This window comes from Microcoleus sp. B7-D4 (genome assembly GCF_036705125.1).
Lineage (GTDB): Bacteria > Cyanobacteriota > Cyanobacteriia > Cyanobacteriales > Microcoleaceae > Microcoleus.
On record NZ_JAUBTT010000053.1, the window covers coordinates 60262 to 62122 of the forward strand.

Consider the following 1861-nt stretch of genomic DNA (forward strand, 5'->3'; position numbering starts at 1 on the left):
CAGGCATCTTGCCTGCGGCCGAGTGATTGATAATATTAGCTGAAGTAGCGGAGAAAAACATGGTTGCGATCGCCCCCACAGACACAGAAATCATCGTCATCGGCAGCGGAATAGGCGGCTTGACTTGCGCTGCAATGCTCGCCCGCTATGGCTTTGAGGTTGTGGTTTGCGAAAGCCATTCGATCGCGGGCGGCGCCGCACACGGTTTTGAACGCGACGGATTTAGCTTCGACTCCGGGCCCTCCCTGTACTCAGGATTATCCTACAGCCCGTCTGCCAATCCGCTGCGACAAGTTTTGGATGCGATCGGCGAAAAACTCCCCTGCATCACCTACGATACCTGGGGTTGCTGTTTGCCAGAAGGCGATTTCGACACATCCGTTGGTGCGAGTCAATTTGGCGAAGTGCTCGCACGACTGCGCGGCGCCGAAGCAGTCGCCGAATGGCAGCAACTCCAGCGCATCATGGAACCCTACGCCAAAGCTGCCATAGCCTTACCCTCCCTGGCTTTGCGCTTCGATTTGGGCGCTGTTTTTACCCTCGGCCAATTTGCGCCGGCTTTCCTGCAAAGTGCTGGCGACACGATCGCACTTGCAGGCCCTTTCAGCAAAATTATGGACAAAAACGTCAAAGATCCCTTTGTCCGAAATTGGCTGAATTTGTTGTGTTTCCTGCTGTCTGGACTTCCCGCCGACGGAACGATCGCAGCCGAAGTCGCATTCATGTTCGCCGACTGGTATCGCCCCAATGCAGTTTTGGACTATCCGATCGGCGGTAGTGCAGCTTTAGTAAATGCCCTGGTACGCGGTTTAGAGCGCCACGGAGGGAAGTTGCTGCTAAATTCCCACGTTGCAGAAGTTTTGGTGGAAAACAACCGGGCTGCGGGCGTGCGGCTGCGATCGGGCAAAATTATTCGATCGCACAAAGCCGTCGTCTCCAACGCATCCGTTTGGGATACCCTGAAACTGTTGCCTGAAACCTCAGTCCCGCAAAAGTTTCGGCAAGAGAGGCAGGCGACGCCAGAGTGCGACAGCTTCATGCACCTGCATCTGGGAATTGATGCTGCCGGAGTGCGATCGGACTTGGCTTGTCACTACATCTTCGTCAAAGACTGGGAAAAGGGCGTTTCCGCCCCTCAGAACGTCGTTCTCGTCTCGATTCCCTCCCTCCTCGACCCCGACCTGGCGCCTCCGGGAAAGCACGTCATTCACGCATATACGCCCGGAAACGAGCCTTACGATTTCTGGCAAAAGCTCGATCGCACCAGCCAAGAGTACAAGTTGCAAAAACAAGCGCGCGCCGAGGTAATGTGGGAAGCCTTAGAGAGAATTATCCCCAATATTCGATCGCGCTGCGAAATCACCTTAGTTGGGACACCCCTCACCCACGAACGGTTTTTACGCCGCCATCGCGGTTCCTACGGGCCCGGAATTCGGGCTGGTAGTGGCTTGTTTCCCGGCCCGACAACACCTTTAGCGGGGCTGTTTTGCTGCGGAGATTCGACATTTCCGGGAATTGGTTTGCCCGCTGTTGCTGCTAGCGGGGCGATCGCAGCCAATACGATCGCACCTTTGTACAAACATTTAGAATTGATTCGGGAAGTTATTAGTTAGTTGTTATATAGCCTTTCTCAGTAACATGAGGTGCTCTCGCGGCCAAACAGGGCATTGGGCATTGGCCAAACAGGGCATTGGGCATTGGCCAAACAGGGCATTGGGCATTGGCCAAACAGGGCATGGGGCATTGGCCAAACAGGGCATGGGGCATTGGGCATAAGCTGTTCTGCATTTAAATTGTCTGTCAAAAAACAATCTAACTCTTGTGGGGAGTAGGGGTTGGGCGTCCCGCCCGCCCTGAATAT

Annotated in this window: 1 protein-coding gene; it reads left to right on the forward strand. The window is 54.7% G+C overall.

Annotation, left to right across the window (positions count from 1 at the left end; genetic code table 11):
- The first annotated feature begins 59 nt into the window (after positions 1-59).
- The gene (locus QUB12_RS21225; RefSeq protein WP_333308265.1) at positions 60-1613 is read left to right on the forward strand and encodes an NAD(P)/FAD-dependent oxidoreductase; all 1554 of its coding nucleotides are present in this window, start codon (positions 60-62) and stop codon (positions 1611-1613) included.
- The last annotated feature ends 248 nt before the right edge of the window (positions 1614-1861 follow it).